A 25718-nucleotide genomic window follows, 5' to 3' on the forward strand; every position below is an offset into this window, starting at 1 on the left:
CATGTTCAACACCTCGCTACGTGATCTGATCATGAGTGACCGCGGCGGTTCGGTGATGCTGGCGCTGCTCGCCGCCGTCGCGGTGCTGGTGCCGCTGCTCAACCTGGCGGTGCCCGAGGGGAGCGCGCTGCACCTCTCCACCTTCACCGTGACGCTGCTCGGCAAGTACCTCTGCTACGCCCTGCTGGCGGTGGCGGTGGATCTGGTGTGGGGCTATCTGGGCATCCTCAGCCTCGGCCACGGCGCCTTCTTCGCGCTGGGCGGCTACGCCATGGGCATGTACCTGATGCGCCAGATCGGCGACCGCGGAGTCTACGGCAACCCGGAGCTGCCCGACTTCATGGTCTTCCTCAACTGGCACGAGCTGCCCTGGTTCTGGCACGGCTTCGATCAGTTCTGGTTCGCCGCATTGATGGTGATGGCGGTGCCCGGGCTGCTTGCCTTCGTCTTCGGCTGGCTCGCCTTCCGCTCGCGGGTCACCGGGGTCTATCTCTCGATCATCACCCAGGCGCTCACCTACGCCCTGATGCTCGCCTTCTACCGCAACGAGATGGGCTTCGGCGGCAACAACGGGCTGACCGACTTCAAGGACCTGCTCGGCTTCAGCCTGCAGTCGGACGCCACCCGCTGCGCGCTGTTCGTCGCCTCCGCGCTGGCCCTGGCGCTGGGCTACCTCGCCTGTCGCCGGGTGGTGCGCTCGCGCCTCGGCCGGGTGGCGGTGGCGATCCGCGACGCCGAGTCGCGCACCCGCTTCATCGGCTACCGGGTGGAGCGGGTGAAGCTGTGGATCTTCGTCTTCTCGGCGGTGCTCGCCGGGGTCGCCGGCGCCCTCTATGTGCCGCAGGTGGGGATCATCAACCCCAACGAGTTCTCGCCGCTCAACTCCATCGAGATCGTCATCTGGGTGGCGGTGGGCGGGCGGGCGACGCTCTTTGGCGCGGCGGCCGGTGCGCTGATGGTCAACTACGCCAAGACCGAGCTGACCGGGTTGATGCCCGAGGCGTGGCTGTTTGCCCTGGGCGCGCTGTTCGTGCTGGTCACCCTGTTCCTGCCCCGCGGTGTGGTGGGGCTGCTGCGCAAGGAGGAGAAGTGATGGCGATCCTCGACGCACCCCGCGGGTTCCTGCGCCGGGACCGGGTCTTCGAGACCATGATCCCCGCCTACAGCCCGCGCCTCGACATCAGCCACGGCACCATCCTCTATCTGGAGGGGGTGTCGGTGAGCTTTGACGGCTTCCGCGCGATCAACGATCTGAATCTCTACATCGACGACGGCGAGCTGCGCTGCATCATCGGCCCCAACGGCGCCGGCAAGACCACCATGATGGACATCATCACCGGCAAGACCCGGCCCGACACGGGGACGGTCTACTTCGGCCAGAACCTCAACCTGCTCAAGCTGAGCGAGCCGGAGATCGCCGAGGCGGGGATCGGCCGCAAGTTCCAGAAGCCGACGGTGTTCGAGTTCCATACCGTGTTCGAAAACCTGGAGCTGGCGATGCGCGGCGACAAGGGGGTGTGGGCCACCTTCACCGCCAAGTTGAACGGTGAACAGCGCGACGCCATCGATCAGGTGCTCGACACCATCGGCCTCAGCGACCAGCGTTCCATGCGCGCCGGCTCGCTCTCCCATGGCCAGAAGCAGTGGTTGGAGATCGGCATGCTGCTGATGCAGCGGCCGCGGCTGCTGCTGGTGGACGAGCCGGTGGCGGGGATGACCCACCAGGAGATGGATCGCACCGCCGAGCTGCTGACGGGACTCGCCGGCGACCACTCGGTGGTGGTGGTGGAGCACGACATGGAGTTCGTCCGCTCGATCGCCAACAAGGTCACCGTACTCCACCAGGGGAGCGTGCTGGCCGAGGGGAGCATGGATCAGGTGCAGAGCGATCCGCGGGTGGTTGAAGTCTACCTGGGCGGCGATTGAGGAAAGGCAAACCGCGAAGCTGGAACGAAGAGGTAGGGCGGATTAGCGCCAGCGTAATCCGCCGGAACGGAGGCACCGCCGCTGTAATCCCGTGTCGCCCTTCGCGAGCGATACGGACCTATCCGGCGAGCGAGCCGCGCCCCTTCGGCGAAGGCAGCTTCGAGGCGGCGGATTACGCTATCGCTAATCCGCCCTACGCAAGACGACCGGGAGTGGAAAAGTCAGATGCTGAAGGTCGAACAACTGAATCAGTTTTATGGTGAGAGCCACACCCTTTGGGACTTGGAACTTGATGTCCCGGAAGGCCAATGCACCTGCCTGATGGGCCGCAACGGCGTGGGCAAGACCACGCTGCTCAACGCGGTGATGGGCCTGCTGCCGGTGCGCTCCGGGGCGATCCGTTTCGACGGCGGCGACCTGCTCGCCCACTCCGCAGAAAAGCGCGCCGGCCTCGGCATCGGCTACGTCCCCCAGGGGCGGCAGATCTTCCCGCTGCTCACCGTCGAGGAGAATCTGCGGGTGGGCCTGCCGGCACGGCGTGACAAGGTGCGCGAGGTGCCGCCGTTCATCTTCGAGCTCTTCCCGGTGCTGAAGGAGATGCTCGGCCGCCGCGGCGGCGACCTCTCCGGCGGCCAGCAGCAGCAGCTCGCCATCGGCCGCGCCCTGGTGCTCGATCCGAAAATGCTGATCCTCGACGAGCCCACCGAGGGTATCCAGCCCAACATCGTCGCCGAGATCGGCGAGATCATCCGCCGGCTCAACCACGAGATCGGCCTCACCGTGCTGCTGGTGGAGCAGAAGCTCCCCTTCGCCCGCAAGGTGGCCGATCGCTTCTGTATCCTCGACCGGGGGCGCTCGGTGGCGACCGGGGAGATCGGTTCGTTGGACGACGAGCTGGTGAAGAAGTATCTGACGGTGTGAAGAGGAAGATTTTGTCCGCAAATGAACGCGAATGAACGCAAAATAGGAAGCATGTTTTCTTCTCTTATTTGCGTTCATTCGCGTTCATTTGCGGACCCTCTTCTTCTTGGGGCTGCCGGATGAGTGGTGGCGAGGGGTGGAAGGCGGAGCTGCGGTTGGGGTTCGCCGCGCGCGGCGGGCGGACGGTGCTCGCCTCGCGCAGGCAGCGCGGGCCGCTGGTGGTGCAGCGACCGTTCCATCCCGAGGGGGCGGTCTGCCATACCTACCTGCTCCATCCCCCCGGCGGGGTGGTGGGTGGCGACCGGCTGGAGATCGAGGTGGGCGTGGCGGCGGGCGCCCACGCGCTGATCACCACGCCCGGCGCGACCAAGTTCTATCGCAGCGCGGGGGCCGTCGCCCATCAGTCGCAACGCCTGCGGGTGGCGGCCGGTGGTGCGTTGGAGTGGCTGCCTCAAGAGAACATCTTTTTCCCCGGTGCCGATGCCTCGGTGGAGGGCCGTGTCGAGCTGGGGGAGGGCGCTCGCTTCATCGGTTGGGAGATCCTCTGTCTCGGCCGGCCGACGATCGAGGAGCGGTTCGAGCACGGTTCTGCGCGGCTTGGGCTTCAGGTCTGGCAGGATGGTCGGCCGTTGCTGATGGAGCGTCTGCGGGTGGATGGGGCGGAGGCACTGGCGCGGCCGGCGGGATTGAACGGCCGGCCGGTCAGTGCGACGCTGGTGATTACTCCCGCCGACGATGCGATGTTGGCGGCGGCCCGCGCCGCCCTGCCCGAATCGGTGGTCGGGGTGGTGGGCGCCACCCTGGTGGACGGCCTGCTGCTGGTGCGCTTCCTCGGCGAGCAGGCCGAGGAGGCGCGGCGCTGCTTCATTCCGGTGTGGCAGGCGGTGCGTCCGATGCTTCTGGACCGTGAGGCGTGTCCACCCCGCATCTGGGCCACCTGAGCGGTCTCCGGGCATTGTAGGAGCGGCCCCAAGGCCGCGATGGTGCGGAGTGTTGCGTCGGGTTTGATTTGCGGGTCGGCGGACATTCGAACGCCGTGCCCGAGCAGAGCGTGTGGGAGATGCCGGTCGCGCGCCATCGCGGCCTAAGGGCCGCTCCCACAGGATACTTCTGAGGTTTTAGAAAAAGGGGGGATCGTGGAACTGACACCGCGTGAGAAGGACAAGCTGCTGCTCTTCACCGCAGGCCTGGTGGCCGAGCGGCGCAAGGGGCGGGGGCTCAAGCTCAACTACCCGGAGGCGATGGCCTACATCAGCTGCGCGATCCTCGAAGGGGCGCGCGACGGGCGCAGCGTCGCCGAGCTGATGGACCACGGCCGCACCCTGCTCACCACCGCAGACGTCATGGACGGCGTGGCCGGGATGATCCACGAGGTGCAGGTGGAGGCGACCTTCCCCGACGGCACCAAGCTGGTCACCGTCCACGACCCGATCGTCCCCGCCGAGTCCGCCGCCGAGACGGGCTTGGTCCCCGGCGAGCTGGCCGCCGAGGAGGGCGAGCTGGAGCTCAACCTCGGTCGTGCGGTGCTCACCCTGAAGGTGGCCAACACCGGCGACCGGCCGATCCAGGTGGGCTCCCACTACCACTTCTACGAGACCAACCCCGCGCTGCGCTTCGACCGCAAGTCGACCCGCGGCTTCCGCCTCAACATCCCCGCCGGCACCGCGGTGCGCTTCGAGCCGGGGCAGACCCGTGAGGTGGAGCTGGTAGCGTTTGCCGGCGACCGGGTGGTCTACGGCTTCAACGGCGCGGTCAACGGCCCGCTGGACGGGGGGAACTGAATCATGGCGACGATCAACCGGCGGGCCTACGCCGAGATGTACGGCCCCACCACCGGCGACCGGGTGCGCCTCGGCGACTCCGAGCTGTGGATCGAGGTGGAGCGCGACCACACCCGCTACGGCGACGAGGTGAAGTTCGGCGGCGGTAAGGTGATCCGCGACGGCATGGGACAGGGCCAGCGCACCTCCGCCGAGGCGGTCGACGTGGTGATCACCAACGCGCTGATCCTCGACCACTGGGGCATCGTCAAGGCGGACGTCGGCATCAAGGACGGCCGTATCGCCGGCATCGGCAAGGCGGGCAACCCGGACATCCAGCCCGGCGTCGAGATCATCGTCGGCCCCGGCACCGAGGCGATCGCCGGCGAGGGGCAGATCCTCACCGCCGGCGGCATCGACGCCCACATCCACTTCATCTGTCCGCAGCAGGTGGAGGAGGCGCTGATGTCGGGCATCACCACCATGCTCGGCGGCGGCACCGGCCCGGCCACCGGCACCAATGCGACGACCTGCACCCCGGGGCCGTGGAACATCCACCGCATGCTGGAGGCGGCCGACGGCCTGCCGATGAACCTCGGCTTCCTCGGCAAGGGCAACGCCAGCCTGCCGGCGGCGCTGGAGGAGCAGCTGCGCGCCGGGGCCATGGGGCTCAAGCTGCACGAGGACTGGGGCACCACCCCGGCGGCGATCGACAACTGCCTGTCGGTGGCCGAACGGTTCGACGTGCAGGTGGCGATCCACACCGACACCCTCAACGAGTCGGGCTTCGTCGAGCAGACCCTCGGCGCCTTCAAGGGGCGCACCATCCACACCTACCACACCGAGGGCGCCGGCGGCGGCCACGCCCCCGACATCATCAAGGCGTGCGCGCTGGCCAACGTGCTGCCGTCGAGTACCAACCCGACCCGCCCCTATACCGTCAACACGGTGGACGAGCATCTCGACATGCTGATGGTCTGCCACCACCTCGACCCCAACATCGCCGAGGACGTGGCCTTCGCCGAGAGCCGCATCCGCCGCGAGACCATCGCCGCCGAGGACATCCTCCACGATCTGGGCGCCTTCTCGATGATCTCCTCCGACTCCCAGGCGATGGGCCGGGTGGGCGAGGTGATCATCCGCACCTGGCAGACCGCCCACAAGATGAAGGTGCAGCGCGGCGCGCTGGCGGGCGATCCGGCGCGCAACGACAACGGGCGGGCCAAGCGCTACGTGGCGAAATACACCATCAACCCCGCGATCGCCCACGGCATCGGCCATGAGGTGGGTTCGGTGGAGGTGGGCAAGCTGGCCGATCTGGTGTTGTGGCGGCCCGCCTTTTTCGGCACCAAGCCGAGCCTGATCCTGAAGGGCGGGATGATCGCCGCCGCGCCGATGGGCGATGCCAATGCCTCGATCCCGACACCGCAGCCGGTCCACTACCGGCCGATGTTCGGTGCGTTGGGCGGGGCGCTGCACACCACCTCGCTCACCTTTCTCTCCCAGGCGGGGGCGGAGGCGGGGATCGCCGGTGAACTGGGGCTGAAGAGCCGCATCGCGGTGGTGCGCGACACCCGCTCGGTGACCAAGGCGAGCATGGTCCACAACGGCTGGCAGCCGGAGATCGAGGTGGACCCGCAGACCTATCAGGTGCGTGCCGATGGTGAGCTGCTGGTGTGCGAGCCGGCGGCGGTGCTGCCGATGGCGCAGCGCTACTTCCTTTTCTGAGGCGCGGGGGGTGAGGTAGGGCGGATTAGCGACAGCGTAATCCGCCGGAACGGGGGCACCTTCGCTGTGGCTTGCCGCGATCGAACCGGATCGGGTGGACTTTTTCGGCAATGGCGGTGGAGGCCCTTCAGCCGAGGCAGCTTCGAGGCGGCGGATTACGCTATCGCTAATCCGCCCTACGGTGATGGACGGTGAGGTATCGATGATTCGACTGGTGGAGAAAGCCGAGGCGGGCGAGGCGCAGACGACCCTGACCCTGCCCTACGAGCAGCGGATCAAGAGCCGCCTGCGGGTGACCCTGGACGACGGGCGCGAGGCGGGGTTGTTCCTGCCGCGCGGAACGACCATGAAAGAAGGAGAGCTGTTGGCGGGAGAGAACGGCGAAAGGGTGCGGGTGGTGGCCGCCGCGGAGACGCTCTCCATCGCCCGCTGCGACGACCCGCATCTCTTTGCCCGCGCCTGCTACCACCTCGGCAACCGTCATGTGCCGTTGCAGATCGGCGAGGGGATGCTCGCCTATCTCCACGATCACGTGCTGGATGATCTGCTGCGCGGCCTCGGCGTCGAGGTGGCGGTGGAGCAGGCGCCCTTCGAGCCGGAGCCGGGGGCCTATGGCGGCTCGGCCGGCGGTCACCACCACCATTGAAGGGTGCCGGGATGCCCGTAGGAGCGGCCCCTAGGCCGCGATCGGTGCGGAGTGCCACGGTTACCGGCTTGGTGGGCGGTGGATACGGCGTCATCGCGGCCTAGGAGCCTGTCGGACTATGGATGAATCGGCCGCGAAAGCGGGATGACGGCCCCACTTTTCCGAAAATTTTCGTCAAATAGCTCGCTATTCTCCTCAAATTCTCGAAAAATTGGTGCCGCCCTCCCACTCCCGCGGCTCGATCCCCCATAGTCCGACAGGCTCCTAGGGGCCGCTCCTACAGTCACCGACACGACCCATCGGAATCATGGACCCATCAACCCCTCTTGCCGCACTCCCGCTGCTGCGCCTGATGCAACTGGTCAGCCCCTCGCTGCCGATCGGTGCCTTCACCTGGTCCCAGGGCCTGGAGTGGGCAGTGGAGCGGGGCTGGGTGAGCGATGAGGCCTCCCTGGAGCGTTGGCTGGCGGGGCTGCTGGAGGAGACCCTGACGGCAGTGGATCTGCCGCTGCTTGCCCGCCTGCTGGCCGCGGTGGAGGTGGGCGACGGCGTAGCACTCGCCCGCTGGAGCGACTGGCTGCTGGCCGCCCGCGAGACCCGCGAGCTGCGTCTGGAGGAGCGCGCCCGCGGCCGCGCCCTGGTCTCCCTGCTGCGCGACCTCGGCGTCGAGCGCGCGGTCAGCTGGCGCGAGCCGTTGGAGGGCTGCGCCCTGGCCGGTTTCGCGGTGGCCGCCGTCGCGTGGTCGATCCCGCCCCGCGAGGCGGCCCTCGGTTACGCCTGGGGCTGGCTGGAGAACCTGGTGCTGGCCGGGGTGAAGCTGATCCCGCTGGGCCAGACCGCCGGCCAGCGGCTGTTGTCGCGGCTGGCCGAGCGGCTGCCCGCGGCGGTGGAGCGGGGGCTGGCGGCCGCAGACGGCGAGATCGGCGGTTCCGCCCCCGCCGCCGCCATCGCCTCCAGCCTCCACGAGACCCAATACACCCGACTGTTCCGTTCCTGAGAGGCAATCATTACCAACCGCAGATTAACGCAGATTGGCGCAGATCCAAGATGGCGAGAATCTGCGTCAATCTGCGTTAATCTGCGGTTCATATGTTCTTAGTGAGCGGGCGAGTTTCCCCGAAAGAAGGTTCTTGAGATGAGTGATCAGCGACAACCCCTGCGGGTCGGCGTCGGCGGCCCGGTGGGCTCCGGCAAGACCGCGCTGCTGGAGGTGCTGTGCAAACGGCTGCGTAACCACTACGACATCGCCGTGGTGACCAACGACATCTACACCCAAGAGGATGCGCAGTTCCTGATCCGCGCCGAGGCGCTGGAGGAGGCGCGCATCGTCGGCGTCGAGACCGGCGGCTGTCCGCACACCGCGATCCGCGAGGACGCCTCCATGAACCTCGCCGCGGTGGAGGACCTCTCGCGCCGCTTCTCCGCCCTCCAGGTGGTGTTCGTCGAGAGCGGCGGCGACAACCTCTCGGCCACCTTCAGCCCGGAGTTGGCCGATCTCACGGTCTACGTCATCGACGTCGCCGAGGGGGAGAAGATCCCGCGCAAGGGTGGTCCCGGCATCACCCGCTCCGATCTGTTGGTGATCAACAAGATCGACCTCGCCCCCTACGTCGGCGCCTCGCTGGAGGTGATGGAGCGTGATGCCCGGCGGATGCGTGGCGAGCGCCCCTTCGTCTTCACCAACCTGAAGAGCGGCGAGGGGGTCGAGACGGTGATCGATTTCATCGTCCGCGAGGGGATGTTGTAGCCGTGTTGCGGGAGATCACGGCGGTTCGGCAGATCCCGGGCGAACCGCGCCGCCGCTGGTTCCAGGACGAGGCGATGGACCTCTTCGTCTGGTTCGAGGGGGAGACCATCGTCGGTTTTCAGCTGAGCTACGACAAGCCGGATCGCGAACGGACCCTCACCTGGCGCCGCGAGCGCGGTTACGACCACGCCCGTACCGACGACGGCAGCCGTCCGGGCCGCCATCCGGCCACCCCGATCCTGGTGGCCGATGGGGTTTTCGATGTCGCCCGCGTTGCCGTTGAGTTCGCGCGGCGGGCGGCCGGGATCGACGGGGCGGTCGAGGGATTCGTCGTGGAGCGAATTCGGCGGGCGTCCGGCGAGGGGTAGCGCGCCGAACTTCCGGTGCCTCCGTTCGGCGTGACGCGGAGCGTGGAAACGGGAGGGGGTGTGGATGTCGGATCGGTTTGCGGCATCATCCTTCCGCCGTGACGGGGCGTGCTCCCTCTGGATGGTGGTGAGAAATGCAGGTTATGCGGCCTCATCCCCCCTCCCCGATGATCCGCGCGGTGTCGAGCGTCACCGGGATGGCGTTGATCCCCTCGCGTTCCTGGAACGCCGTGGCGGCGCGGTTGGCGGTCTGCTTATCCGGGTAGCGGCCGATGCGTACCGTCTGCCACAGCGGTCCGTCCCCCTCCTGCCACGGGTAGCGGGCGGCGTCGTCGTAGCCGCGCGCGCGCCACCTGCGCACCTCGATCTCGGCGTCGCGCGGTTCGATGAAGGTGGCGACCTGGATGGCATGCACCACGCGTTCCGCTGCGGTGCCCGCCGGCGCCTCCGGTTCGGTCGTTTCGGTCAGCGCGGCTGATTCGCTCGTTGCGTCCGGCGCCTCCGCTTCGGGCGTTTCGGCCGGTTTCTCCTCGACCTGCGCGGCGACGGCGGGCGCCCTGCCGATCGGTGTCGCGTCGCTCTCCACGCCGGGGAGGGCGCACCGCTCCCAGCCGGCGAACGCCTGCTCCAGGCGCGAGGCCAGATCGTCCACCGCGTCGAGCGGATAGTCGTCGGGCACCGGGTCGAGTCCCAGGCTGAGCACCAGATTGCCGTAGGCGTTCTGGGTCTCGGCGTAGGAGCGCATGCGGCCCATCGACGAGCGCAGGGCGCGCACCCCGCTCTGGATGCGCGACAGGCCGGTGGCCGCGGTGTGTGCCTCGGCGTTGAGTGTGGTGACGTCGCGGTCCACCGCCTCCCGCTCGGCGGCGCGGTGCAGGCGGGTGAGGCTGTTGCGGTAGTCCTGCCAGGCGAGGTGGAGCTTGGCGATGATCGCCATGTCGGTGGCGAGGCGGCGAGCGGCGGTGAGCTGCTCGCGCGCTTCGTCGTGCGCTTTGATCTCGTCGCTGTCGAGCAGGCGGAAGAGGTTCCGGCTGACGCGCATCGCGGCCAGCCCCCAGGCCTCGTTGATCCGGTCGCGGTTGCTGTCGTAGCTGGCCCCGTAGGAAAACTCCAGTCCGGGGAGCAGGCGCAGCAGCGCCTTGCGCGCCTTCTTCTGGTCGATGCGCGCGATGCGGCGTTCGGTGACGTTCTGCGACGAGTCGGTCAGCGCGAGCAGCTCCATCTCCTCCAACGCGTCGGGTACCGCCGGCGGGGCGGGAAGCGCCTCGGGCAGGGTGAATTCGATGGGCCTCCCGGGACGCTCGTTGATCAGCGTAGCCAGCTCCCCCCGGGCGTTGTTCACCGTCTGCTGCATCTGTTCGAGCTGCCGCACCACCTCGAGCAGGGCGCGCAGGTCCTGCAGCGCGGCGACCGCCGGGCTGCGCTGTCGGTCGTGGACCCGCAGCAGGTCCGCGAAGGTGTGCTTGGCGTCTTCGAGCAACGCCTCGACCTTCCCCTCCAGGCGCTGCATCACCGCCGCGCGCCAGTAGGCCGCGCGGGTCTCGCGCAGCAGCTTGAGCGTGATCTCCCGCCGCCCCGGTTTGGCGGCCTTTTGGCGCTCCGCCGCCTGTTCCGCCTGCAGGTGGCTGATCCCGAAGTCGAGCATGTTCCAGGTCAGGCGGATGTCGGCGGCCCCCCAACCCCGATCCTGTTCGTCCGTGTTGCTGCGGCTGTAGAGCGCGGCGGAGGCGGCGAGCACCGGCAGCACGTCCATCTTCACCCGCTCGAAGTGCCTCTCGGAGGGTGCCTGTGGCATCCGCCGGAGACGGTTGTCGAGGTTGTACTTGAGCGCCCGCGCCATCGCCTCGGAGAGGGTGAGCGGGTCCTGCACCGCCGCCGCGTCGGCCTGCGCCGCGGAGCAGCGTTCATCGCTGTTCAGGGGAGGAGGGGGGAACTTGCAGCCGCCGGACACGGCGATCGCGCCGCTGATCGCGGCGGCCAGCAGCATGCGTCGGTTCCTGTTGCCAAACATCAAGATATCTCCGACAAGTGTGATTCGCTTCTCTGGCAACGTTGTCGATCGGCGGCCGGTGTTTGGATCGGGCAGGGGGGGATGGGGCCGCGCGATCGGTGTCACGGGCCGGCGGCGCACGCTTGCGGCGACGCGGCGAAGCCGGGACGGTTCGGGGTCTCCTCCCACTCATGCAGGGTCTCGATGCTGAGCCGGTAGCCGAAGCGGGGGACGGTGACGATGACCTGGTTCTCGGCGCCGTCGATCACCTGCGCGAGCTTGCGGCGCAGCCGATAGATCAGCACGGCGATCGATTCGGGGCTGCTCCCTTCGAATTCGCGGCCCACCCGTTCGGCAAGGCGCAGGCGGCTGACGATCTCTCCCCGCGCCTGCATCAGCACCGCGAGCAGGTCGAATTCCGAGGCGGTCAGGTTGAGCGCGCCGGCGGGGGTGACGGTCACTTCGCGGCGGCGGTGGTCGAGGGTCAGCGGGCCGATCTTGATCACCTTCGGCTGCTGCTCCTGGCGGCTGTGCAGCAGGCGCTTCAGGCGCAGTAGCAGCTCGCGCTCGAAGTAGGGCCGGGGTACGAAGTCGTCGGCGCCGAGCTCGAAGGCGGCGACGCGCCGCGCTTCGTCGTGGAGCGAGGAGACGATGATCACCGGCAGGTCCGACCAGTCGCGCAGCTTGCGCAGGAGGGCCAGTCCGTCCTCGTCGCACAGCTCCAGTTCGAGCAGCACGGCGTCGTACTGGTGCAGGGAGCGCATCAGGGCGATCAGGTGGGCGCCCTCATGCACCTCTTCGACGACGTAGCCGTGGTTGGCAAGGGGGGTGGCGAGGCGGCGGCGCTGCGGCTCGTTGCTGTCCACCAGCAGGATTCGTTGGGGTTGAAGTCTGTCCACGTCTCTCTCCCTAGGTAGCGGTAGTGGCCGGCCTACAAGGTATTCAGAGCGCGTTCAACTTTCATTCACGCTTCATTTCGCTTCACTCACGAAATGCTCACGTAATAGTAAGAAAACGGGTCGGGAGAAGTGAGTTCAGCTCTTCGGCGAGAAGGCGAAGCCGACGCCGCGCACCGCCTTCAGCGGTAGCGGTGCGCCGGCCGCTTCGAGCACTTTGCGGCGCAGGCGGCCGACGAGCATGTCGAGGCGGTGGGGAAGGTAGTAGTCGCTGCTGTGGCCGAGGGCCTCGATGAGGGTGTCGCGGGAGAGGGGTAGCCCCGGTTCGGCCATCAGTGCGCGCAGCAGGCTGCGCTCCTGGGCGGAAAGGGTGATGTGGATGCCGCCGGGGGCGGTGAGCTGCCAGTCGTCGAGGGTCAGTCGCCACTCGGTCTCCCGCTCACCGCCGGTTGCGCCGGGCGGGGCGCCGAGGCGGCGCGCCAGCGCCTCCAGGGTGGCGATCAGTTCGCGCGGTTCCACCGGCTTCACCAGATAGGCGTCGGCCCCTTGGGTCAGGCCGTGGACGCGGTCGTCGGTGGCGCCGCAGGCGGTGAGCATGACGATGCCCATGTCGCTGCGCTGGCGCAGGTTGGCGGCGATGCTGAAGCCGTCCTCGCCGGGCAGGGTCACGTCGAGGATGGCGATGTGGCAGGGCTGCTCGATCAGCGCGAGGTAGAACTCGTGGGAGCCGGAGAAGGCGTGTACGTCGAAGCCGTGCTCGCCGAGGGTGGCGGCGATGCCCTCGCGCTGGTCGGCGTCGTCCTCGACGTAGTAGATGCGTAGGGGGGCTGCGTCGTTCATGGGATGGATCCGCTGCATCCTGGATGATCAGGTAGCCGGCGCACTGGCGTGCGCCGGCTCGCGCGCCTTCGGGAGGCGGAGGGTGAAACGGCTCCCCGCGCCGGGGGTCGATGCGACTTCCACCGATCCGCCGTGGCGCTCGGCGACCGCGCGCACCATGCGCAGTCCGAGGCCGACGCCGCCGACGCGCCGGTTCTCCTCCGTGGGCAGGCGCGAGAAGGGGAGAAACAGGCGCGCCTGCAGCTCGTCGGAGATGCCGATGCCGCTGTCGCGCACATGGATCACCCAGTGCTCCGCGCTCGCCTCCAGGGCGATGTCGACCCGCCCGTCGGGTGGCGTGTATTTCACCGCGTTGGTCAGCAGGTTGGCCAGCGCGCGGGTCAGCAGGTCGCTCTCGCCGCGCACCAGCGGGGGCGCCTCCTCTTCCCCGCTCAACGGCGGGGTGGTGAGGGTGATCCCCTTTTCGCGGGCGGTGTCCCACACCTCCTCCACGGCGTCCTGGATCAGCGCTTCGAGCGCCAGGGTCTGCAGGTCGGTCGCCTTGATGTTTTCGGCGCGCACCATGCGGAAGAGGTCGTCGAGCAGGCGCAGGGCGGAACGGGTGCGCCGCTCCAGCCGCTGCGGGGCGTCGTGCGGCGGGGCGGGGTTGGTGAGCAGGGAGAGGATCGCGGTCAGCGGGGTGCGCAGGTCGTGAGAGAGGAAGTAGAGGGTCTCCTCGCGGCTGCGCTGCGCTGCGCGCACCGCGGTGATCTCCATCAGTCCCACCAGGGTGCCCAGCCGGCGGCCGTCTTCGGCAGGTAGCGGTGCGCCGCTGAGCAGCAGCGTGCGGCCGTCGGGCAGCTCGACCTCGCGCTGCTCGGCGTCGCCGAGGGCGTGGGCCTGCGCGATGTCGGGCTCCAGCCTGGCGAGCGCCTTGCGTACCTGTAGCGGGTTGCGGGTGGCGAGGAGCTGATGGGCCTCGCGGTTGGCGAGGCGCACCACGCCGTCCGGATCGAGCACCACGCAGCCCACCGGCAGGCCGTCGAGCACCTGGGCGATGAAGCGCTGCAGGACGCGGCGGCTGCTGGCGGCGTTGCGCACCGCGGCGATGCGCGCGCCGAAGCGGTCCGGGGTGGCTCGTTCCTCCTCTTCGGGGGCGGGGAGCCCGAAGGGGGCGTCGGCGCTGCGCAGCAGTTGCAGCTCGGCGTCGAGATGGCGCCCGGCGCTCTCCAGGCGCCGCCAGCTCCACAGCGGGTAGGCGAGCAGGCAGGCGAGGGCGGTGCTCACCGGCGGGAACCAGTAGAGGCCGGCCAGGAGCAGGAGCATCGCGCCGAGCAGGGAGAGGGCGGCGGCGGAGAAGGCGGCGAGGAGGGCGACGCGGGGGGTGGCGCGCAGCATGACCAGCATCAGCCCGGTGACCGCCAGCAGCGCCGCGGATGCGGCGAGAAGGTCGGGCAGGGGATGGATCGCGGTGCCTTCGCGCAGCGCATTGAAGATGGTCGCGTGGACCTCCACCCCGGGCATCGGGCGGGCGTGCCCCGAGGTCGGGGTGGGCACCGTGTCGCCCATGCCGGTGGCGGTGGCGCCGACCAGCACCACCGCGTCGCGCAGCCGCTCCGGCGGCACCTCGTTACGCAGCACGTCGACGTAGGATACGTAGCGGAAGGTGCCCGGCGGGCCGACGAACGGGATGCGCAGCGGCGCGGCGCGGCGCCAGCCCGGCCCGTCGGGAGGGAACACAAGGTCGAGGTAGGGGGCGGCGCGCTGCGGGGCGCTCAGTCCGAGCAACGCCAGTGCCAGTTGCGGTCGGCGCGGGGTGCGGAATCCCTCCCACAGGTAGACCCCGCGGGCGATGCCGTCGGGGTCGAGCTCGATGTGGATGTGGCCGACCGCGGCGGCGGCGGCGGCCAACCGCGGCAGCGGGGGCGCCTCGCCGTCGCCGCGGGCGCCGTAGGCGGCGTGGATCACCGGCAGCACCACCTTGCCGTGGGCGGCGATCGCCGCGGCGAGGACGGCGTCCCCGTCGCCGTCGGACGGCTCGCTGAGGATGATGTCGAGCGCCACCGCGGCGCTCCCCGCCTCGGTCAGGCGCTGGAGGAGCAGCGCGTGGACCGCGCGGTTCCACGGCCAACGGCCGATCTCCTCCAGGCTGCGGTCGTCGATGGCGACGATCACCACGTCCCGCGGCGCGGGCTGATCGCGCTGCAGCAGGAAGGAGTCGTAGAACACCTGGTCGAGCCGCCACAGCCAGCCCTGGGCGGTGGCGGCGGCGGCGAATCCCGCGCAGAGCGCGGTCACCGCCAGCCATTCGACCACCGTCCGCGTCGAGCCGGGCGCTCCGGGCCTCACCGCGCGGGCCTCACAGGGCGAACAGCAGCGTCAGCACCAGCCACCATTCGAAATCGGAGGGGACGATGCTCTTCTGGGCCCCGGACCAGGGACTGGTGAAGCCGTCGGGGTCGATACTGCGCACCCGCAGCCAGTAGGCGCCGGCAACGGGCAGCGGCAGGGTGACGCGCGGCTGCGCCACCTCGCCTTCGGCCACCACGTTGGCGAAGTGGCGGTCGTCGGCGAGCTGGTACTCGAACCGTTGCTGCGCCTCGCCGTTCCAGCGGAAGTGCATCGAATCCTCGTCGAGCACCGCGGCCTGCGGCGCGTCGGGGAGCGGGCGCACGATGAAGCGCGCGGTGGGCGACCACGGTCCGACGTCGCCGTCGTCGCGGACCGAGGCCATGCGCCAGTAGTAGGTGCCGGGGGGAAGGTCGGCGTCGTAGTCGGTGCGGGTCAGTGCGTCCTCTGCCACCTGCGGTGTGGCGAGCGATTCGTCGGTGCCGATGCGCAGCCGGTAGCGGGCCGCCTCCGGGGCGCCGGTCCAGCGCAGGCGGGAGGCGCCGGTGTTGACCTTGGCGCCGTCCACCGGCGCCGAGAGGAAGGGGGGCTCGGGGCGTGCCTTGAGGCGGAACGGGTGGGTGGCGTCGTGCCCCTCCAGTCCGTGGGTGTCGATGCCGCGGATGAGCAGCAGATAGTCGCCGTCCTCCAGGCCGGCGATGCGGATCGGCTGTTCGCGGGTGAACGGGCGGTCCGCCAGCACCGGCGCGTCGGGACGGTCGACGGTGACCTGGACCCGCCACCCCTCGGCCCCCTCCAGCGGCGGCGGCGTGAAACTGACCACCGGCTGCTGGAAAAGCGTCGGGAGCCCCTCGGTGGCGGGGGCGGGGAGCAGCTTGACGGGGGTCGGCGGGACCTCGCCGGCGGCGCTCACCACCAGTCCGTAGCCGGCGTCCACCGCCGTCGCCGCGGCGCGCCGCCCGGTTCCGCTCACCGCGACCCGCCCCTTGGTCACCTCCGCCCGGCTGGCGCCGTCGCGCCCATCGGTGGCGACGCGGAAGCCGGTGCCGCGCACCCCGATCACCGCGGTGGGGGTGTCGACCCGGTAGCGGGCGCCGGAGCGGTTCTGGGGCTGCACCTGCGACTCGACGCGGCCGCGCTCGAGGCCGATCCCGACCTCGGTTCCCTCCATCCCGCGGTAGCCGCGCAGACGCTCCATCCGCGCCTCGGAGCGGGCCGGCAGGACCAGCTTCGAACCGTCGGGCAGGCGCAGGATCACGTGTCCCTCGCCGGTGTGGAGCCGGTCGCCCTCGCCGAGAAGGGTGCCGGGGGCGGCCGGCTGGCCGTTCACCTCGCTCTCGCCGGTGCTCGTTACCACCCGGGCGGTGCGCCGCTCGGTATTCAGCATCTCCTCGGGAATGCGCAGCGTGCTGCCCACCGGGATGCGGTAGGGGTCCTTGATCCGGTTGATGCGGCGGACCTCGCGCCAATCGCCGGGATCGCGCAGCAGGCGGTAGCCGAGGCCGATCAGGGTGTCGCCGGGCTTCATGTGGTAACGCACCTCCTCTCCCCGGGCGGAGGGGGGGGAGGTCATCAGCAGGGTCGCCGCGATGGCTAGGACGGCGGTCGAAAAGGCGCTGTTTCTCACGTCTGCTTCTGCTCCATTCGGACGTCAGGTGTCAGGCATCGGGTGGAGAATCCGTCTCCGGTGCGAGGAAGCCTCCGGCGCCGCCGCTGCCGCGGGTTCGTCGGGCGTGGACGGGGTGGACTCGAGGTCCGGAGACGGTTCCGCCGAAGCGCAACGGTTTCGTTAAGAGAAAGTCATTATGGGGTAAAGGGTGGGGTTTTGTCTTGAATCGCTTATTAACGTCAACGTTATTTCATGGGGTGCTCGTTGCCCCTTCCGCGTGGTCGCATTTCGCCCACGCTCCAGGTGTACAATATCGCCCCGCGATCCGCGAGGACGCCTCGATGAACCTCGCGGCGGTGGAGAACCTATCGAGTCGCTTCCCCGCCCTCCAGGTGGTATTCGTCGAGAGCGGCGGCGACAACCTCTCGGCCACCTTCAGTCCGGAGTTGGCCGATCTCACCGTCTACGTCATCGACGTCGTCGAGGGGGAGAAGATCCCGCGCAAGGGGGCCCCGGCATCACCCGCTCCGATCTGCTGGTGATCAACGAGATCGATCTCGCCCCTTAATGTCGGCGCCTCGCGGGAGGTGATGGAACGCGACGCGAGGCGGGTGGTGGCGACCCCGCTCACGTCGCCGCGGGAGGCTTGGAGGCGCTCTCCTACAACATCCCCAGCACCGCGGCCTTGACCGCCGCGGCGAGTTTGTTGGCGGTGCCCAGTTTCTCCACGGCGTTGTTGATATGGAAATTGACGGTCCGTTCGCTGATGTTGAGGATTTCGGCGATGTCGCTGGAGGTTTTACCGTCAGCGGTCCAGCGCAACACGGTGAGCTCCCGGTCGGTGAGGTGGGGGCTCACGTCGGGCAGCAGTTTGGGGGTGATGCAGCGCGACATGCCGATGTGGGCGAGCTGCGTGAGCCAGATCATCCGCGGGGCCTTGGTACGCAGTTCCTGTTCCGTGAGCGGCCCGTCGGAGCGTGCCAGGGTCAACAGTCCGCCCACCCCGGAGGCGTCGCGGCTCGACTGCGCCCAGCCGTAGCGCAGGCCGAAGGAGTGGGCGTCCTCCCACAGCGCGCGGGCCGAGGCGAAGGTGTCATCGGTCCATAGCAGCGGGAGCGACGAACGCATTCCGTGAACGACGGTCGGATCGATGGAGAGGTAGCCCATCTCCTGGTAGCGGCTCTGCCATTCCGTGGGGTAGTTGTTGAGCAGTACGACCCGCGGTCGGGATGCAGGTAGCGGCGTACGCAGTCCGTAGGCGCAGTACTCGAAGCCGAGGCCGTGGGCCAGCCGGGTGAGCACATCGAACAGCTCCTGTTCGTCAGCAAGGGTCAGCAGCGCGTGGAGCTGCTCTTCTCGCCAGCCTTCCATCGGATTCTTCCTTGACACGACACGGGGTGGATGGCACGTCCACCCTGATAGATTTTACACTACTCCCGACGAAGACTCTTCGGTACCTTCCCCGGAGGGTTAACCGGCGGGATGACACCATGCTTACCGTATCGGAAGACGGCTATATAAGATTATCGCTTACCGAGGTGCGGAGTACACTTTTGGTCCATGCGCTCTCCGGGCTGGACGAGGAGGGGCCGAACCTCGCACTCGGGGTGGATCGGCGGTGTGAGATCTCCGGTTATACCGAATGGGTGAGTCTCACCAAACCGGCCATTTCGTTGGGTTGGGACTGGCGGCTGTCGCTGGCTGATGAGCGGGCGCGTTATGAGCGCGTCGGGGCGCCGCGAAGCAACGTGATGCTGCTCGATGCCCTTCAGCGCGATATCGGCCAGCTCGCCAGCGATACGTTGATCGAATCGATCATCGATTCCATCGAGTGGCAGGCGGAGACCGCCGAAGCGATCCGCGCCCGTTATTCCTAGCACACCGCCGAATTTTCCCGCAACCTGACAAGACTGACAGTTACATAAAGACTTTATCTCCACTGGAATAACCCCACGTTTTTCTCCAACAAACAGGGGTTGACCATGGACATGGTATCCGGGGCCCGGACGGGCCTGCCACATGGGGTTTATTCTCAAGTTTCCCGTTATCGCCGCGAGTTGTTCGTCGAACGTCTCGGTTGGAAACTGCATGTGGAGAACGGGGAGGAGCTGGATCAGTTCGATCGGCCCGATACCGTCTACGTCGTCGCACGCGACGACGAGCAGCGGGTGATCGGTTGCGCGAGACTGCTGCCGACCACCCGACCCTATCTGCCCGGGGAGGTCTTCCCTGTGCTGCTCAACGGCGCTCCGCCGCCCTGTTCCCCGGAGGTGTGGGAACTCTCCCGTTTCGCCGCGGCCGACCTGTATAACGCACCCGTCTCTCCCGCCGGCCAGTTCTCCTCGCCGATCGCCGTCAGCCTGCTGCGCGAGGCGATCGCGTGCGCGGCCGCCCGCGGCGCCAAGCGTCTGATCACCGTCTCCCCCATCGGGGTGGAGCGGCTGTTGCGACGAGCCGGCTTCCGCGCCCACCGTGCGGGCCCGCCGATGGTGGTCGATGGTCACCCGCTTGTCGCCTGCATGATCGAGACGGTCTGATGGAGGTGGACATGGACGATGTGGCGGAGATGCAGGCGCCGGAGAAGTGAATCCTTTACAGCACCTGCGACGAGGACTCCAACTCCGAACTCCAGGCCCTCTCGGTGGGCGAAGGCGACGAGGTGTTGAGCGTGACCGGCAGCGGTTGCCGGTCGTTGAGCCTGTTGGTGGCGAACCCCGGGCGGTTGACCTCCGTCGATTTCTCGCCGGGACAGAGCTATCTGCTGGAGCTGAAGCTCGCCGCGATACGCGCCCTGGACTACGACAAGGGGCTGGCGTTTTTCGGGGTCGATGCGTGCGCGGAGCGCTGGGCCATTTTCGATGAATTGAAGGGGGAGCTGACGCCGCGGGCAGCGGCCTACTTCGAGCGGCATCGCAAGGCGATCGAGGCGGGCGTGCTGTTCGCCGGGCGCCACGAGCAGTTCTACGTGCGCTTCGCCGCCCCGATGCTGCGCCTGCTGTACGGGCGCGCGTTCCGGCGGATCTTCGCGGCGACCACCCTGGCCGAACAGCGCCGGATCTACGCCTCGTCGATCAACGGCTGGTTGTGGCGCGCGCTATCGCATTCCGAGCGCGATGGGTCACCGGATGTCGCGGGACGGGACGATGAGCGACCGTCTCACCCACAACGACATCTCATTTGTCTACACGCTGGAAGTCGCGTCGGTGGGCGCTTGAGCAAAGGAAAAAAGGAAGGTGGAGATGAATTTTCTGAAACGGGAGCGGGACACCCTCGAGGCGTTGATGCCGGGCTTCGATGCGCGGTTGCGGGAGATCCCCCTGCTGGAGATGGAGTCGAAAGGGAATCCGGGGATCGCGCTGTTCCGGGAGTTCGGCGGCCCCGCTCTGCTGGTGTCCGCGGAGTACGGAGGAAAACAGGCCAACCAGTTGCAGATGGTGCGGTTGCAGCGGGCGATGGCGAGCCGCTCGCCGTCGTTGGCCCTGGCGACCAACATGCACAGCTGTACCGTCGCCGCGGTCCCCCCCTGCGAGGCCACCGCGGAGTTGCTCAAGAGCATCGCCGAAAACGGACTCTATCTGGCCTCCGGGTTTGCCGACGGGCAGCCGCGCAAGAGCATCCTCCGCCCGTCGATGGAGATCGAGCGCGCCGAGGGCGGGTGGCTGCTGAGCGGCCGAAAGAAGCCGGTCAGCCTCTCGGAGTCGATGGATTTTCTCACCGCCAGCGTGTTGCTGCCGGCCAAGGAGGGCGGCGGGGAGGAGCTGGCGCTGGTCACCATTCCCGCCGACACCCCCGGGATCACCGTCCTGGAATACGGCAACGATCAGATCCTGATGGGGGCGGAGAACAACGAGGTGGTGCTCGAGCGGGTCTTCGTCGGTGACGAATACATCTCCTACTTCGGTGGCCCGGACCAGTTGAACGAGGCCCTGTCGACCGCCTTTCTGTGGTTCGAGTGTTTCGTCTCCTCCGCCTATCTGGGGGCGGCGAGCGCGCTGGTCGAGCGGGTGCTGCAGCACAATCGCGGCAACGAGACCGAGCGGATGGCGCTGATCACCCAGACCGAGTCGACGATGATGGCGATCGAGGGGGTCGCCACCTCCATCATGGGAGGCCATGACGAGGAGATCGACGTGGCGCGCGCGCTCTACGTGCGCTACGGCACCCAGCAGGCGATCGAGCGGATCACCCAGCACGCCGCCGAGCTGCTCGGCGGGGTGAGCTATCTGGAGTCCAACGAGGTGAGCACCCTGTTGTCGGCGTGCCGCGCGCTGGCCTTCCACCCGCCGTCGCGGTTCAGCATCACCCCCGCGCTGGATGCCTTCATGCTGGGTGAGCCGTTGATCATTCCTTAGGGAACAGGGAACAAGTGAATAGGGAGGATGGGTCATGAATGAGATGGATACCTGGGTCGACGTGCTGCGCGGCAACGCGCTACGGATTCCCGCGCAACGGGCGTTCACCTTTCTGCACAACGGCGAGGAGGAGCTGGAGAGCGTCACCTTCGGCGAGCTGGACCGGCGCGCGCGGGCGGTGGCGGCGGCGCTCGTCCGGGTGGCCACTCCGGGGGAGCGTGCGCTGCTGCTCTACCCGCAGGGGGTCGACTACGTCGTGGCGTTTTTCGCCTGCCTCTATGCGGGGGTGATCGCCGTGCCCCTATACTCGCCGCAGAACCGGCGCAAGATCGCGATGATCGGCAAGGTGGCGCGGGATTGCGGCGCGCGCTGGGCGCTCTCCACCCGGCCGGTGATCGACAAGTACCGGGACAGCTGGTCGCACGCCGAGGCGATCCCGGCGATGGAGTGGCTGGCCACCGACGAGTTGGCAGGAGGCGCGGCGGACGATTGGCAGAGGCCCGCCATCGGCGGGGAAACGGTGGCCTACCTGCAGTACACCTCGGGTTCCACCTCCGACCCGAAAGGGGTGGTGTTGAGCCACCGCCCGGTGCTCGCCCAGGCGCGTGAGATCGTCGAGGCGTGGGGCACCACGGAGGGCAGCGTGATGGTCTCGTGGCTGCCCCACTACCACGACTTCGGCCAGGTGTTCGGCATCCTCCAGCCGGTCTTCCAGGGCTTCCACTGTGTGTTGATGTCCCCCGCCGCCTTCGTCTATCCCCAGGATATCGAGGCGACGGTGGAGGAGTCCCACCCGCTGCTGCGGCCCGGCTTCAGCGCCGCGTTCTCGGTCGACGACGGCGCTGGCGAGCAGTTGGTGGTGGTGGTCGAGCGGAAGCGCTATTTCGACGATTCGGTCGGCTATCCGCAGGTCCTGGAGCGGGTGCGCGAGGAGATCGCCGTGCTCCACGGCATCGACGTGGCGGAGATCCTGGTCATCAAGACCGGAACCATCCCGAAGACCTCCAGCGGCAAGATCCAGCGGGCGGCGTGCCGCGATCTCTACCTGCGCGGCGAGCTGCCGGCGATCGCCACCTGGCGCGCCCCGGCACCCGCCCCGGCCCCGTCGCCGGCCCGCAAGGGGGAGGGGTCGATGTCCGAGCTGATCCGGGTCTCCATCGGCGAGCGGGTGCTGGGTTCGGTTGCCCGGGTCAAGCAGATCGACTCCCGGGAAGTGGAGATGGCCCGCTCGCTCGCCCACTACGGGGTGAGTTCCCTGGACATGCTGGAGCTGCATACCGACATCGGCGACTGGCTCGGCTACGAGATCCCCGACGAGTGGATCTGGGACTCCAAATCGATCGGTGAGCTGGTCGATCACATCACCAACAGCTACGACCGGGCCGCGGCCCATTGAAGCCGCGGCGCGGTCAGGAGTGCATGGAATGAGAATCGAGTCGGTAAAGGCCGCCTTCCCGTCCCGGGTGGTGAGCAACGACGATGTGTTGGAACTGGTCGCCGAGCACAGTTGCGGGTCGCTCGGCGACGACCTTGAAGAGGCGCTCAAACGGATCCGTTTCTATCTGCGCTATTCGGGCTCGAATACCCGCCACTGGTTGGGCGAGGGTGAGCGCCCGATCGACTTCGTGGTCTCGGCGGTCGAGTCGGCGCTGGCCGAGGCGGGGGTCGGTGCGCACCAGATCGACGTGGTGGTCTACGTCGGTATCGGCCGCGGCTTCCTCGAGCCGGGGGGGGGGCCTATCACGTGGCGGCGGCGCTGGGGCTCGCCCACGCCCACTGCTTCGACGTGATTGACGCCTGTATGAGTTGGACGCGCGCGATGCAGCTGGTGCAGGCGCTGTTCCGCTCCTCCGACTATCGCCGCGCGCTGGTGGTGAACGCCGAGTTCAACATGTACCACGGCGGCGCGATCTATCCCGCGGTGTTCAATCTCCCCTCGGTGGACGCGGTGGAGTGGACCTTCCCCTCGTTCACCCTCGGCGAGGCGGCGACGGCCACCGTGGTCGAGGCGGAGGAGACACATCCGTGGCGCTTCGAGTACCGCTCGCGGCCGGACCTGGCGGACCTGTGCAACATCCCGATCCACGGACACGAGGGGTATGGCGGCGGTTCCGACCGGATCGCCCGCAACGGTGTCGGCCGCTTCACCTCCTTCGGCTTCGACCTGCACACCGAGGGGAACCCCGAGATCCTCGAGGTCTATCGCCGTCTGGACGTCCCCAAGGAGGAGATCGCCGCGGTCTACACCCACGCCTCCTCCCAGCGGGAGTGGTCGAAGATGGCCGAGGAGGTGGGGATCGGAGACCGCGTGTGGCACATCTACGGGCGGACCGGAAACGTCGTCTCCGCCTCGGTGCCGGCGGCGATCGCCTCGTCGATCGAGGCGGGGCGGGTCGGCCGCGGCGACCGTTTGGTCGGCTGGGTGGGCAGCGCCGGCATGTCGTTCTGCGCCTACAGCTTCATCTACTGAAAGGGGACTGTCGCGTCGGTTCGACGCGGTGGCCGCACCGAATCGCCAGGGAACCGGGAAACCATGATTGCCGTCGATCTCTTTCGTTTCACCACGCTCCTCGCCTATCACGCCCTGGCCGCCGTCAGCTTGGGGGCGCTGCGCCCCGCCGGGGGGCGCGAGCGCGCCCATGCGGTGTGGCTGCGGCGCTTCCTGACGCGGATGGGGCCGGTCTACGTGAAGGTCGGCCAGATCCTCGCCACCCGCTCCGACCTGCTGCCGGCGGCGTGGATCGAGGAGCTGAAGGTGTTGCAGGACGCGGTGCCGCACATGGGCGAGCGGGAGACCCGGCGGGCGGTGTCGAGGCACCTGGGGCGCCCGCTGGAGGAGGTGTTCGAGACCTTCGACCTGACCCCGGTGGCCAGCGCGTCGATCGCCCAGGTGCACTTCGCCACCCTCGCCGGCGGCGAGGAGGTGGCGGTCAAGCTGGTCAAGGATGGGGTGGCGCGCAGCATCGCCGTCAACCTGTCGCTGTTGCGCTTCGTCGTCAGGGCGGTGGAGTGGGTCTCGCCCGCCGCCCGGCAGCTGCTGCTCGCCCGGCGGTTCGACGAGCTGAGCGCGCTGCTCTCGGCGCAGGTGGACATGGAGCTGGAGGGGCGCAACCAACTGGAGGTGGCGCTCAATTTCGACGGTCACGGCTATGTCCGCGTCCCCGCGGTCCATGCCGGGATATCGAATCGGAACCTGCTGGTGATGGAGCGGGTGAAGGGCATCCCCGGGGTGCGGCTGGCGGGGGTGCGGTTCGATCGGGCGAAGCTGGCCCAGCGCCTGCAGGACGCCATCTACACCATGCTTTACATGCACGGCGTCTGTCATGGCGATCCCCACCCCGGAAACCTCTTCTTCTCCGACGAGGGCGAGCTGATGCTGGTCGATTTCGGCATCACCGTGCGCCTGAGCGAGGAGGAGAAGTGGGGGCTTTCTTCGTTCTACTACGCCTGCACCCGCCGCGAATGGAAACTGGCGATCGACCGCTTCACCGACCACTTCGTGGAGGCGCGCGAGGAGATCGACCGCCACTACGGGGAGTATGCCCGGGCGATCGGCAAGGTGCTGCGCCACCACTTCGACGAGAGCACCAACCAGTGGTCGACGATCGCCTACTTCCGCGACATCAACGCGGTGCTGACCCGCTTCGGCGCCCGCTATTCGCACAACTTCACCAAAGTGGAGCTGGTCTTCCTCTCCTGCGAGGGGTTCGCCCGGCAGATCGATCCGGCGATCGACATCTTCTCCGGCGAGAAGTTCTCGCCGCGGCCGGTGGCGGGGACCCTCGGCAGCGACCCGCAGTCGGTCGAGCGCACGCTGGTCCTGCAGTACGGCCATCGCGAGGGGCTGGAGCGGCTGCGCGAGCATGCCGACGAGCTGGCCTGCGTGGTGGTCGAGCCGATGCCCGCCTCGGTGGCGAAGATGGACGTGACGTTCCTGCGCGCGCTGCGCGAACAGTGCGATGCGTTGGGGGTTCCGCTGGTCTTCGACGAGGTGGTGAGCGGCTTCCGCGTCGCCTACGGCGGGGCGCAGACGCTGGCGGGGGTGGTCCCCGATCTGACCTGCCTGGGCAAGATCATCGGCGGCGGCCTGCCGTGCGGCGCGGTTGCCGGGCGGCGCGAGATCGTCGACGTCGCGCGCAGTTCCGACGATCCGTTCTTCGACTACGAGAACAAGGCGTTCGTCGGCGGGACCATGAGCGGCAACTCCATCTCCTGCGCGGCCGGTTCGGCGGTTCTCGCCTATCTGAAAGGAGCACCTTGATCTCTACCCGCAGCTGGCCGAGAAGTCGCGCTGGCTGGCGACCCGGCTCGGCGAGGTCGCCGCCGGTCACGGCGTCTCGGTACGTATCGCGGGCAACGCCTCGATCTTCTCGCTGGTGTTCAGTCACCGCGCCTCTTCGCTGTTCCGGGATAAGCAGGCGGGGAGCAACTTCAAGGCGACCATCGCGTTGGCCTACTACATGCGCAAGCACGGCGTCTACATGCCGGAGCTGCACAGCTTCCTGCTGAGCGGGGCGCACAGCTGGGCGCAGCTGCAGACGGTGGTCGATGCGTTCGACGCGAGTATCTCGGAGATGGTCTCCGATGGATTTTTCGTGGTCTAAACA

At 68.3% G+C, this 25718-nt stretch carries 24 protein-coding genes and 2 pseudogenes; 20 read left to right on the forward strand and 6 right to left on the reverse strand.

Features of this window, described 5'->3' with window-relative positions; all coding sequences use genetic code 11:
• Position 1 precedes the first annotated feature (1 nt).
• The 10 genes from urtC to ACYQ2W_RS02570 all read left to right on the forward strand — a co-directional run bounded on the left by urtC (position 2) and on the right by ACYQ2W_RS02570 (position 9096).
• Entirely contained in the window at positions 2 to 1093 is a 1092-nt protein-coding gene (urtC, locus tag ACYQ2W_RS02525) for an urea ABC transporter permease subunit UrtC (RefSeq protein WP_459863017.1), read from the forward strand.
• Positions 1093 to 1926: an urea ABC transporter ATP-binding protein UrtD gene (gene urtD, locus ACYQ2W_RS02530; RefSeq protein ID WP_459863018.1), complete on the forward strand. Its 834-nt coding sequence runs from the start codon at positions 1093 to 1095 to the stop codon at positions 1924 to 1926. The genes urtC and urtD overlap by 1 nt, the downstream gene beginning before the upstream one ends.
• Positions 1927 to 2151: 225 nt before the next feature.
• Entirely contained in the window at positions 2152 to 2847 is a 696-nt protein-coding gene (gene urtE, locus ACYQ2W_RS02535; RefSeq protein ID WP_459863019.1) for an urea ABC transporter ATP-binding subunit UrtE, read from the forward strand.
• Positions 2848 to 2966: 119 nt separating this feature from the next.
• Complete coding sequence (locus ACYQ2W_RS02540; protein WP_459863020.1) at positions 2967 to 3788, forward strand: urease accessory protein UreD; 822 nt, start codon at positions 2967 to 2969, stop codon at positions 3786 to 3788.
• 195 nt (positions 3789 to 3983) lie between these two features.
• Positions 3984 to 4628, forward strand: coding sequence for an urease subunit gamma (ureA, locus tag ACYQ2W_RS02545; RefSeq protein ID WP_459863021.1), 645 nt, complete (start codon positions 3984 to 3986; stop codon positions 4626 to 4628).
• Between the two features lie 3 nt (positions 4629 to 4631).
• Positions 4632 to 6335 carry an urease subunit alpha gene (gene ureC, locus ACYQ2W_RS02550; RefSeq protein WP_459863022.1) on the forward strand — a complete coding sequence of 568 codons (1704 nt, stop codon included), beginning with the start codon at positions 4632 to 4634 and terminating at the stop codon, positions 6333 to 6335.
• Between the two features lie 202 nt (positions 6336 to 6537).
• The gene (gene ureE / locus ACYQ2W_RS02555; protein ID WP_459863023.1) at positions 6538 to 6981 is read left to right on the forward strand and encodes an urease accessory protein UreE; all 444 of its coding nucleotides are present in this window, start codon (positions 6538 to 6540) and stop codon (positions 6979 to 6981) included.
• 307 nt (positions 6982 to 7288) lie between these two features.
• The gene (locus ACYQ2W_RS02560) at positions 7289 to 7978 is read left to right on the forward strand and encodes an urease accessory protein UreF (protein ID WP_459863024.1); all 690 of its coding nucleotides are present in this window, start codon (positions 7289 to 7291) and stop codon (positions 7976 to 7978) included.
• A 138-nt stretch (positions 7979 to 8116) separates the two neighbouring features.
• A complete protein-coding gene (gene ureG / locus ACYQ2W_RS02565) occupies positions 8117 to 8728 on the forward strand; it encodes an urease accessory protein UreG (protein ID WP_459863025.1) in 612 nt (203 codons plus the stop codon).
• A 2-nt stretch (positions 8729 to 8730) separates the two neighbouring features.
• Positions 8731 to 9096 carry a hypothetical protein gene (locus tag ACYQ2W_RS02570; protein WP_459863026.1) on the forward strand — a complete coding sequence of 122 codons (366 nt, stop codon included), beginning with the start codon at positions 8731 to 8733 and terminating at the stop codon, positions 9094 to 9096.
• Between the two features lie 151 nt (positions 9097 to 9247).
• Here the strand turns inward: ACYQ2W_RS02570 and ACYQ2W_RS02575 are convergent, their stop codons facing one another.
• From ACYQ2W_RS02575 to ACYQ2W_RS02595, 5 genes are all read right to left on the reverse strand, one after another.
• Entirely contained in the window at positions 9248 to 11107 is a 1860-nt protein-coding gene (locus ACYQ2W_RS02575; protein WP_459863027.1) for an SPOR domain-containing protein, read from the reverse strand.
• A 101-nt stretch (positions 11108 to 11208) separates the two neighbouring features.
• Positions 11209 to 11985: a response regulator transcription factor gene (locus ACYQ2W_RS02580; RefSeq protein WP_459863029.1), complete on the reverse strand. Its 777-nt coding sequence runs from the start codon at positions 11983 to 11985 to the stop codon at positions 11209 to 11211.
• 135 nt (positions 11986 to 12120) lie between these two features.
• Positions 12121 to 12822 (reverse strand): response regulator transcription factor, encoded by a 702-nt coding sequence (locus ACYQ2W_RS02585; RefSeq protein ID WP_459863030.1) that lies wholly within the window; start codon positions 12820 to 12822, stop codon positions 12121 to 12123.
• Positions 12823 to 12849: 27 nt separating this feature from the next.
• Entirely contained in the window at positions 12850 to 15117 is a 2268-nt protein-coding gene (locus tag ACYQ2W_RS02590) for a CHASE2 domain-containing protein (protein WP_459863031.1), read from the reverse strand.
• A 43-nt stretch (positions 15118 to 15160) separates the two neighbouring features.
• Positions 15161 to 16777, reverse strand: coding sequence for a FecR family protein (locus tag ACYQ2W_RS02595; RefSeq protein ID WP_459863032.1), 1617 nt, complete (start codon positions 16775 to 16777; stop codon positions 15161 to 15163).
• Positions 16778 to 17079: 302 nt separating this feature from the next.
• On the opposite strand from ACYQ2W_RS02595, the pseudogene ACYQ2W_RS02600 reads away from it, so the two are divergent.
• Positions 17080 to 17373, forward strand: a pseudogene (locus ACYQ2W_RS02600) (GTP-binding protein); the annotation flags it as partial.
• A 46-nt stretch (positions 17374 to 17419) separates the two neighbouring features.
• Here the strand turns inward: ACYQ2W_RS02600 and ACYQ2W_RS02605 are convergent.
• Entirely contained in the window at positions 17420 to 18130 is a 711-nt protein-coding gene (locus tag ACYQ2W_RS02605; RefSeq protein WP_459863033.1) for a LuxR family transcriptional regulator, read from the reverse strand.
• A gap of 119 nt (positions 18131 to 18249) precedes the next feature.
• Here ACYQ2W_RS02605 and ACYQ2W_RS02610 point away from each other — a divergent pair, with 119 nt between their 5' ends.
• From ACYQ2W_RS02610 to ACYQ2W_RS02650, 9 genes and pseudogenes are all read left to right on the forward strand, one after another.
• A complete protein-coding gene (locus tag ACYQ2W_RS02610; RefSeq protein WP_459863034.1) occupies positions 18250 to 18636 on the forward strand; it encodes a DUF4902 domain-containing protein in 387 nt (128 codons plus the stop codon).
• Positions 18637 to 18747: 111 nt separating this feature from the next.
• Complete coding sequence (locus ACYQ2W_RS02615) at positions 18748 to 19296, forward strand: acyl-homoserine-lactone synthase (protein ID WP_459863082.1); 549 nt, start codon at positions 18748 to 18750, stop codon at positions 19294 to 19296.
• A gap of 50 nt (positions 19297 to 19346) precedes the next feature.
• Positions 19347 to 19841 (forward strand): annotated as a pseudogene (locus tag ACYQ2W_RS02620) (DUF3419 family protein); the annotation flags it as partial.
• 157 nt (positions 19842 to 19998) lie between these two features.
• On the forward strand, positions 19999 to 21111 hold the full coding sequence (locus ACYQ2W_RS02625) for a hypothetical protein (RefSeq protein WP_459863035.1): 1113 nt from the start codon (positions 19999 to 20001) through the stop codon (positions 21109 to 21111).
• 34 nt (positions 21112 to 21145) lie between these two features.
• On the forward strand, positions 21146 to 22507 hold the full coding sequence (locus ACYQ2W_RS02630; protein WP_459863036.1) for a non-ribosomal peptide synthetase: 1362 nt from the start codon (positions 21146 to 21148) through the stop codon (positions 22505 to 22507).
• Between the two features lie 28 nt (positions 22508 to 22535).
• Complete coding sequence (locus tag ACYQ2W_RS02635; protein ID WP_459863037.1) at positions 22536 to 22901, forward strand: beta-ketoacyl-[acyl-carrier-protein] synthase family protein; 366 nt, start codon at positions 22536 to 22538, stop codon at positions 22899 to 22901.
• Positions 22902 to 22912: 11 nt separating this feature from the next.
• Complete coding sequence (locus ACYQ2W_RS02640) at positions 22913 to 23581, forward strand: 3-oxoacyl-[acyl-carrier-protein] synthase III C-terminal domain-containing protein (RefSeq protein ID WP_459863038.1); 669 nt, start codon at positions 22913 to 22915, stop codon at positions 23579 to 23581.
• A 63-nt stretch (positions 23582 to 23644) separates the two neighbouring features.
• On the forward strand, positions 23645 to 25372 hold the full coding sequence (locus ACYQ2W_RS02645) for an ABC1 kinase family protein (RefSeq protein WP_459863039.1): 1728 nt from the start codon (positions 23645 to 23647) through the stop codon (positions 25370 to 25372).
• Positions 25373 to 25487: 115 nt separating this feature from the next.
• Positions 25488 to 25715, forward strand: a complete 228-nt coding sequence (locus tag ACYQ2W_RS02650) for a hypothetical protein (RefSeq protein ID WP_459863040.1) — start codon at positions 25488 to 25490, stop codon at positions 25713 to 25715.
• The last annotated feature ends 3 nt before the right edge of the window (positions 25716 to 25718 follow it).

The organism is Endothiovibrio diazotrophicus (assembly GCF_054657215.1).